The 8,873-nt window shown below is 68.0% G+C and carries 8 protein-coding genes; all 8 read right to left on the reverse strand.

Annotated features, from left to right (window positions below; genetic code table 11):
• The coding region (locus Q0288_RS10425; RefSeq protein ID WP_299430127.1) for a glycoside hydrolase family 57 protein at positions 1-2,103 on the reverse strand (2,103 nt) is incomplete at its 3' end.
• 38 nt (positions 2,104-2,141) lie between these two features.
• Complete coding sequence (locus Q0288_RS10430) at positions 2,142-2,504, reverse strand: hypothetical protein (RefSeq protein ID WP_299430129.1); 363 nt, start codon at positions 2,502-2,504, stop codon at positions 2,142-2,144.
• Between the two features lie 237 nt (positions 2,505-2,741).
• Complete coding sequence (locus Q0288_RS10435) at positions 2,742-4,901, reverse strand: molybdopterin-dependent oxidoreductase (RefSeq protein WP_299430131.1); 2,160 nt, start codon at positions 4,899-4,901, stop codon at positions 2,742-2,744.
• Between the two features lie 120 nt (positions 4,902-5,021).
• Complete coding sequence (locus tag Q0288_RS10440; protein ID WP_299430133.1) at positions 5,022-5,825, reverse strand: DUF305 domain-containing protein; 804 nt, start codon at positions 5,823-5,825, stop codon at positions 5,022-5,024.
• Between the two features lie 97 nt (positions 5,826-5,922).
• Positions 5,923-6,750 carry a cytochrome c biogenesis protein CcdA gene (locus tag Q0288_RS10445; protein WP_299430135.1) on the reverse strand — a complete coding sequence of 276 codons (828 nt, stop codon included), beginning with the start codon at positions 6,748-6,750 and terminating at the stop codon, positions 5,923-5,925.
• A 1-nt stretch (position 6,751) separates the two neighbouring features.
• Positions 6,752-7,186, reverse strand: coding sequence for a cupredoxin domain-containing protein (locus Q0288_RS10450; protein ID WP_299430137.1), 435 nt, complete (start codon positions 7,184-7,186; stop codon positions 6,752-6,754).
• 36 nt (positions 7,187-7,222) lie between these two features.
• Complete coding sequence (locus tag Q0288_RS10455; RefSeq protein WP_299430139.1) at positions 7,223-7,789, reverse strand: DoxX family membrane protein; 567 nt, start codon at positions 7,787-7,789, stop codon at positions 7,223-7,225.
• Between the two features lie 75 nt (positions 7,790-7,864).
• Positions 7,865-8,873 (reverse strand): cytochrome D1 domain-containing protein (locus Q0288_RS10460; RefSeq protein WP_299430141.1); only part of this gene is annotated, 1,009 nt, incomplete at its 5' end.

An 8,873-nucleotide genomic window follows, 5' to 3' on the forward strand; every position in this document is an offset into this window, starting at 1 on the left:
GAGGTCGGCCTGCTGGGGCTCGGCCCCCTCGAGCCACCAAGTGAGCTGTCCGGGGCAGTTGGTCTGTACGGTCAAGCGGTCGCCGGGCCGCAAGGCCCGGAGGGGGTCGGCAAAAGTCCAGACCGCCGTGCGCCGCACGAAATGGCGCTCTAACTCTTCGGGCACGTCCTGCCCCAGCTCTCGGTAGACGTTCTTCAGGTGGGTGCGGAACAGCGCGTCGAACCCGGCGTCGTTGCCCGAATCCTGATCCTCGCCGAACCACCAGAACCAGTCCGAGCCCTCGGCGGCGTAGAGCGCCTCGAAGGCGGCGGGATGGGTCATCGGGGTGGTCCCGGAGCGCTCAAGGGCCTCTCGAGCCCGCAACAGCAGCTCCCAGGCTTTGTTCTCCTCCTCCTCGCCGATCCAGGTGCCCAGGTCTGCACCCGGCGCGGAGCCGTTCTCGTCGATCCAGGAGCCGGTGAAAAGGTCGTAGACCTTGACCTGGCCGGGGGCCGGATGGGGCACGATGCCCCGCGCCGGGTTGCCCTCCAGGTATTCGGCGAAGGTCACGGTCTCGACCTCGGTGTCCCGCCCCAAGAGCCCGTACAGGGCGTGGAAGAAGGGCCGGGCATCCTCGCAGTAGGCCCCCCAGGCGTTCTCGCCGTCGAGGATCACGCTGAGAACCGGGTCTTGTTCGCCCTCGGCGCGGTAGGCGAAGCGTTGCTTGATCTCGTCCAGAAAGGCCCGCGCCACCGGCTCGAAGTCCTTGCAGCCCTGGTAGCGGAAGCCGATGTTGTCGGAGAGCGCGGTGTCGCGGAAGAACACGCTGAGTGCGTGCCCACCCTCCTCGGCGCGATAGGGCCGGGCCAGCACCGTAGGGTTGCCGGTGTCGTAGCCGAACTGTCCGCTGCGGGCCAGCACGCCCTGGTCGGTGGCGATCCAGCCCACCCCCTGTTGACCAAAGAGCGGTATCACCGACTGGCCGACCGCACCCTCGGCGGGCCACATCCCCCTGGGGGGCCGTCCGAAGTGGTGGCGGTAGTGGGCCACGGCTTTCTCGACCTGGGCCTGGGCATCCTGCGGGTAGGCAAACCGGCGGGGAAGCCTGGTTCCGGGGCGATCCAGGCTGGCCCGGTCGGTGTCCACCAACAAGGGCAGGATGGGGTGGTAGAAGGGGGTGGTGGAGACCTCGAGCTGGCCCCCGTCCTGAAGCTCGCGGTGCAGCGGAACCACCGCCCGCATGATCTTGTACTGCTCGGCCAGCATGGCCTCGAGGTCGGCCTGACTGAAGCCGCGACCCTGCTCGACCCAGCGCCGTACCGAGGCCCCCTCGCCCGTCACCAACGCCACCTCCCCGGTGCGGAACTCCAGCCCGAACCAGGCCAGGTTGAACCACATCTGTAGGTCGCGGTAGTCCTGGGCGCTGAAGGGCTGACCTGCCGCCCGCTGCTCGAGGAGTTCCTTGTAACGGCGGTGGGGGTAGATCTGGTGGTGCCAGTCAGCGCTGAAAAACCCCCTCAGAATGCGCTCTTGCTGCTCCGGGCTGAGGCCCTCAGCCGGGGTCAGGGTGAGTTCTTGGGCCTGGTCGGTGGCCCCGCGCTCGAGGTAGTCCTGAAGCTGCCACAGCAGCACCGGGGTCAGGTTGACGGTCAGGTGAACCTCGGGGTGCTGGGCCGCCAGCGCCGCCATCGGGTAGTAGTCGCGGATGGCGTGCAGCCGCACCCAGGGCTCGAGATAACTGCCCTTCGGACTCGGGGCGGCGGTGTCCTTGTAAAGCGGCTGGTGCTGGTGCCAGAGCAGGGCCAGGTAGAGCTTGGGGCCGACCTTGAAGCCCGCCTGAGGCCCGGCGACCTCGCCGCCAGGAAAGGTGCCAACCACCCGGTAGCGCACCTCCTCGCCCTTGCCGAACGGCCCCAGTTCGGCCTGCCAGTAGCTGTTGTGGCCCTGGTTGCGCTGCCACCGTGCCGCGACAGTTTGCGGGGACAGGTCGGCCACCCGGTACTCCACCCACACGGCCTGGCCGTCCTGTACCGGCTGGGTGCCGATGGTCAGCCTCACCCGCTCGCCGGGGCTGGCCCGGCGGGGGGTGCGAGGTGCGTCGGGGGTTAGGTGCCACAGTTCCATGACTCGAGTCCTTTCCAGAGCTCAGCCGCAGGCTCGAGCTAGTGGCAGCCCCGGTGCGACCTGGGCTCAGCCTGGGCCGATTCCGCTTCGGACTGCCGCTTGGCCGCGAACCCGGCCTTGTAGGTCTCCTCGTAGACCTGCCCTTCGCCCGGCTGGCGCGGCGACGGGGCGGGGGCGTGCTGGTGGGCCTCCCGGCCCGCTTGGGGCTGGGTGTCGCGGTCGTGGTTGTGCCCGCCGTGACCTCCGTGCCCGTGACCCCCGTGGCCCCCCAGGTGCATCAGCATCATGCCGCCGAAGAGCAGGAAGGGCAGGCTGCCGGGGTACAACACGTAGACCACCACACCCCCGGCGAGTGCCAGAACCAGTCCGTAGCGAGCCAGAAAACCTTGAGCGTTTTTCATATCCCTTCTCCTCACGATCTCCGGGGCCGTCCAGACGTGTAAAGAGGTGACCAGTGTGTTGCCGTCAGGTTAAGTTTCTGTAAAGCCTGCTGGGCCACCGTCCCCTCGCGCTTCAACAGGGCCACCGGTATGCAAGAAGGATAACCCACCCCAGGTGGGGTGGGTAGGGACATACATCCTAGAAACCCGATCAGGCCGTCCGGTCGCGTTGACACCGGGCTCACCGGGCCGCAGCGGCTAACGGCCCGGCAATTCCGGGCTTGTGGGGCCGTTGACCCGCTCGACCCGGCAGCGGGTGCCGTTGAACACCGGCATCCCGGTGAAGCGGTCGAGGGCGCGGTCGTCGTGGAGAAAGTTGACGTTGACCCCAGGGTGGCTGCGGCTGACCCGCATCCCGCTCTCGTAGGTGTGCCCCCAGAACTGCTGGACGGCGACGACCCCCGGTCGCACGTCGGGCGAGACGCGGGCCTCGATCTCGACGGAGCCGGTGGGGGAGGTCACCCTGACCCGCTCGCCCTCCGCGATGCCCAGGCGGGCGGCGTCGGCCTCGCTCAGGGTCGCCCAGTTCCCCTTGAGCTTGTCCATCAGGGCCGGAATGTTGTGCGTCCAGGAGTTGAAGCTGGCCGCCCGCCGCGCCCCGGAGATGAGCAGGAGGGGGAAGTCCGGGGTGGGGTCGGGCGGGGATCGCAGGGCCTCGTGCAGCGCCCGGACGAACTCCTCGGGGGCCAGGTGCAGCTTGCGGTCGGGGGTGTGCAGACCCCGCCCCAGCAACTCGCCGTAGCGCACCTCCCCCAGCTTGATGCCGCCCGGCGTGCGCTTCAGCCGCCCGAGGTCGAGCTTTCCCAGCAGCAGGTACTGGAACAGCAGATCCTCGCTGAAGTCGATGCCCAGGCTGTCCAGCAGCCGGGCGGCGCGATCCAGGAGGGGGTCGTTGAGGAAGGGAACCCCGGCGGCGCGGGAGAGGTCTTTGAAGACGCGCCACTCGCTCCTGGCCTCGCCCCTCGGTTCGACCACCTTGTGCTTCCACTCGGCGTAAGGGTAGGGCTCGAAGTTGGTGGTGAGGAAGTGCCAGGTGCCCTTCTCGAACACGGTCGCCGCCGGGAGGGCGTAGTGGGCGAAGCTGGCGGTGTCCGAGGGGTAGATGTCCACGCAGACCAGCAACTCCAGCCGCCGCAGGGCGGCCTCGATCTTGGCGGTGTTGGGGAAGCTCAGGACGGGGTTGCCCGCCACCACGAGCAGGGCGCGGATGCGCCCTGGGTCGTCGGAGAGCACGTCGTCGGCCAGGACGCTGGCCGGGGGGCCGCCGAAGATCTGCGGGTAGCCGCCGACCCGCGAGGGGGCGGGGTTGCGCCGCCGGGTGAAGCGCTCGATCAGCTTGGGGATGTCCAGCACCCCAGGGTTGAAGTAGAGGCCGCCGGGCCGGTCGATGTTGCCGGTGATGGCGTTGAGGGTCATCACCGCCCACTCGGTGAGGGTGGTGTTGTGGCCGGTCTGCACCCCCACGCGGGTGGTGACGAAGGCTCCGTCGGCCTGGGCGAACTCGTCGGCCAGGCTTTCGATCTGGGCCTGGGGAATGTCGGTGCGCTCGAGCAGGGGTTCGAGTTCAAGGCCCTCGGCCAGCTCGAGCCAGGGCTCCAGGCCGGTGGCGTAGCGCCGCAGATAGTCGCCCCGGTAGCGCCCGGAGCGCAGGATGCGCCGGATCATGCCCAGCAGCAAGAACAGGTCGGTGCCCGGTCGGATGGGCAGGTGCAGGTCGGCGATCCGGGCCGTCTCGGTGCGGCGGGGGTCTACCACCACCACCTTGCCCCCCCGGCGGCGAATCCCCTGCAAGTCGGCGCTGATGCGGGGCCGGCGCTGCAATAGGCTCATGCCGTTGGTCACCAGGGGGTTGGTGCCCAAGAGCAGGGCGAAGTGGGCGCGGCTGGGGTCGGGTTGCAGGATCAGGTTCTCGTTGCCCAGTACGCGCCGCGCCACCGCGCCCCGGTCGGTGTACTCCAGCGAGAGCACGTTGAAGGAGTTGGGCGAGCCGAAACCCTGGCAGAAGGTGTTGGTCAGGGTAATGCTCAGGCTGTCGGCGGCGTTGCCCCAGTAGGTGGCGACGGAAGCTGGGCCGTGCCGTGCGCGGATCGCCCGCAGCTTCTGGCCGATCTCGGCCGTGGCCCGCTCCCAGGAGAGCCGCTCCCAGCCCCCCGACCCACGCCGCTGCGGGTGGAGCAGGCGGTCGGGGTCGTTCTGGTAGTCTTGCACGTGCATCCCCTTGATGCAGGCGTAGCCCTTGGTGACGGGGTGGTCGGGGTCGGGGCGCACCCGCAGCATCTGGCCGTCTTCGACTTCGACCTCGAGGCCGCAGAAAGGCTCGCAGGCCCCGACCTTGCAGGTGGTTCGGTAGGTGGGCATGAGCCCCATCGTAAGCGCCCGGTTCGCCCCCCGGCTTGTACGCAACGGCTGTGCCCGCGCTGGGGGCACCGCAAGAACCGCCCCCGGACTTGGGGGCGGTAAAGGTGCTGATGTCGGCGGCTAGCGCAGGCTGGCGAGCTTGAGCCGCATCTGGTAGACCTCCTGGGCCTGGGCGCGCACGATGTCCGAGGCCAGCTTGACGATGACCGGGTTCTGGGCCTTTTGCAGGGCCAGCGTGGCCATCTCGACAGCTTGCAGGTGGTGGGGGATCATGGCCTGGAGGAAGGCCCGCTCCGGGCTGACCGGAGCCTGTGGGGCCTGGGCCGCGTTACCTGTAGCCGGGCTTTGCATCATGTTGCCCGAACCGGGGGCCTGCATCATCCCGCCCGCCCCTTGGTTCGGCATCATCCCGCCCATGCCCATGCCTTGGGTCATGCCCTGGGTCATCATGCGCTGGGCGGCCAGGTTGGTGCCCCCCAAGGCCCCCAGCAGGGCGCGCATCTGGCTGATCTCTCGCTCCTGGTCGCGGATGATAGCGTTGGCCCAGGCGCGAATCTGGGAGTCTTGGGTCTTGCCCAAAACGTCGCGGGCCATCGTCACCGCTGCGCGGTGGTGGGGGATCATCATCGAGAGGAAGGCCTGCTCGAAGGGGGCTCCCTCAAGCATCATCAGCCCCGAGCCTGCCATGCCCATCTGGCCTTGGCCCATCATGCCTTGCATCATCTGCATCATCTGGGCCATCGGCATCATGCCCTGTTGCCCCATCGGCGTCTGCGCCGTCCCGCCGGGCATCGGCAACAACTGTGCCGGGGCGGCGTTTTGATTCTGCGTCGCGGGGGTCGTATCGGGGTGGTGCGGGTCGGCCTGGGCCAGCGTGAGCCCGACCAGAGCGGTGACCACCAAGAGTGCTAGTTGACGTTTCATTCCTATCACCTCGAGGGCGAGTCTAGCCCGCCGTTGTAAAGCTCCTGTAAACCCCCTAGGGGTATTTGTCCCTTGACAGACGGGAAAACTGCTCTGCCTAGAGCAGGGCGAAGAACCCCACCGCGACCACCATCACGCCCAGGCCCAGCTTGACCTGCCCCCGGTGGGTGATGTGCAGGCGGCTGATGCCTCGCAGCACCGCTCGGCTGCTCCCCGCCGCCACCAGCAGCACCAGCGGCAGCACGAAGGCCAGGTTGTACCAGGTCAGCAGGGTGTAGGCGTAGGGCTTGCTGGAGAGGCTGCCGATCAGGGCGGCCACCGCCAGGTACATGGCCCCGCCGCAGGGGATGGTGCAGGTGCCGATCAGCACCCCGCCCACGAAGGCCCCACCCAGGCCGGTCTTGCGCCCCCAGCGGTGGGCCAGCCCGTGCAGAGCGGCGGGCATGGTCAGCCTGAAGGGGCTGCCGGGATAGAAGTATTCCGCCGCCATGACCAGGCCCAGAACGATGGCGATCAGGCCAGCCAGGCGGGTGAAGAGGTGGGTGTTGCCCAAGAGCTGCAACCCGCTGACCTCGACGAACCCCACCCCCAGCGCGAAGTAGAGCAGGAAGATGCCCAGGATGTAGGCCCCCGCCACCGCCCAGACGTAGCGCCGGGCACGGCGCACGTCCTCGAGGTGGCTCGAGCGCTCCACCACGGCCAGCAGCGCCCCCACGAAGAGCAGCAAGGTGGTGATGGCGCAGGGGTTGATGCCGTCGGCGAACCCCGCCAGGCCGGTCAGGGCCAGGGCGGGCAGGGGGTGGTTTTCCAGCCAGGTGGCGGTGGGCAGGGTGAGCTTGGAGGTCAGGGCCAGATACCCACCCAACCCGACCGCCAGCAGGCCCCCTAGGGGGAAGAGCCAGGGGTTGCGAGCGACCCGGCCCATGCTAGGCCTCGACGATCACCTTGCCGCGCATGAAGGGGTTGTCCTTGCCGCCGCAGCAGATGTCGCAGTAGAAGAGGTACTCCCCAGGCCGGTCGAGGGTGAAGCTGAAGGTGCTGGTCTGCTTGGGCGGGACGCGCTCCGCCACCCCCTGCCCCTCGAGCACGAAGTTGTGCCAGCCGCCCCCGTCGCTGTGCAGGGAGTTGTCGAGGTTCACCACGCTCACCGTGACCGACTGGCCCGCTTTCGCGTAGATCACGTTGGGCTGCCAGCCGCCCATGCTGACGCGCAAGACGCTGTCGGCATCGGCCCTGCCAGCCGATTGCAGGTAGGGCCTGAGGAACAGCGCCCCGGCCAGCAGAACCGCAGCCAGGGCCAGTGCGGCGAAAAGGAGGGTTGGGCGACGGGGGGCGGGTTGGTTAGGGCTAGGCTTGGGCATAGGGACTCCTCGAGGAGATTCAAGTTCGGGCGCGGTTTACGAGGTCTTTGAACTGCGGGCGGAGGGTTCGCCCGGCGTGCCCGGCACCCCGACAGCGGGCAGTGCCCAGCGATCCAGGCCCCAGTACCCCGCCGTGCGCCAGGCCAGCACCAGCCAGGTGGCCGCGATGAACATCCAGGGGTTGGAGCTAAGGGTGCCCGCCAGCAGGAAGGCCGCGTTCATCAGCCCGGCGAAGAAGGCCGCGATGCCGCTGAAGAGCCCCACGATCAGGGCTAGACCTACCAAGAACTCACCGAAGGCCACCAGGTAGCCGAACAGGGCGGCGTTGGGCAGTGCCACGTTCTCGATGAACCAGGCGTACCAGCCGGTCACGTCGGGGCGTTCGCCCTCGGCCTTGCCCAGCGCCCTGGTCAGAAAGCCCGAGACGGCGGTTCCCGCGTTCTCGCCGACCCAGGCCGGGTTGTTGATCTTGCCCCAGCCCGCCAGGAGCCAAGTCCAGCCCAGATAGACCCGCAAAATCGCCCATACCGGAGCCAGCCGGGTATCCGCGAACAAGAACCGGGTGATGCCTGGTTCAGGGATTTGTGTGAGTTGGATATTCATCTGATTCCCCTTTCTTTGGCAACCATAACCCACCCCAGATGGGGTGGGTAGAGTCGGATGTCCTGCGGCTGGATTCTAGCGTCCGGCCCGGTAGCTGATGCCGTTGGCCCCGTAGGCGGCAGGGATTTTGGCGACGGCTTGCTGCCGCGCCACGTCAATGACCGTGACGGTGCCCTCGTCGGTGTTGCTGATGTAAGCGAACCGCCCATCCGCTGAGACCACCACCCCGTGGGCGGCCTTGCCCGAGGCGATGGTCTTGATCACGCTGCCGGTGGCCGTCTCGATCACCGAGACATCGCCCGAGCCGGTGTTGGCCACGTAGATGAACCTTCCGTCGGGGGTGGGGTAGACCTGGATGGGGGTCTTGCCCACCGCGATGTTGTTCAGCACCTGACGGCTGGCGGTGTCAATCACCGAGACATGCCCCTGCACGTCCTCGCCCAGATGGGCGTTGCTCGCGTAGAGGTAGCGGCCATCGGGGGTAAAACCCACCTGGGCGGGTTTGGAGACCACCGGGATTTCGGCCACGGCCTCCAGCGAAGCCAGATCAATCACCGTGAGCGAGTTGGAGTTGGTGTTGGCCAGGTAGACCTCGCGGCCATCCGGGCTGATGCGCAGCCCGTGGGGGCTCTGGCCCACCGGGACGGTGGCCCTGACCCTGCGGGTGCTTAGATCCACCACCGAGACCGTGCCCGCGCCGCCGTTGGTCACCAAGGCGGTCTTGCCGTCGGCGCTGACCACCACGTGGGCGGGGTGTTCCCCCACCGGGATTTCGGCCACCAGGGTGTCGGTGTAGGCATCAATCACGCCCAGCGAGTTGGTGCCAGCGTTTGCGGTGTACACGTAGCGCCCGTCGGGGGCCACCTGGACGTTGTGCGGGATGATCTTCCCCCCTTTGTGATCCTCGCCGTCACCCTCACCGGCCATGCCCGGCATTCCGTCCATGTCCTCCGACATGCGCGCCAGGGGGATGTCCTTGATCTTGCGGTTGGTGGCGGCGTTGATCACGCTGACCGAGTCTGAATACTCGTTGGCGACGTAGACCTTGGGAATGCCAGACAGCAGGGCCAGCGACCGCTGTTCG

Source organism: uncultured Meiothermus sp. (assembly GCF_937863175.1).
In the GTDB taxonomy this organism is placed as follows: Bacteria; Deinococcota; Deinococci; order Deinococcales; family Thermaceae; genus Meiothermus.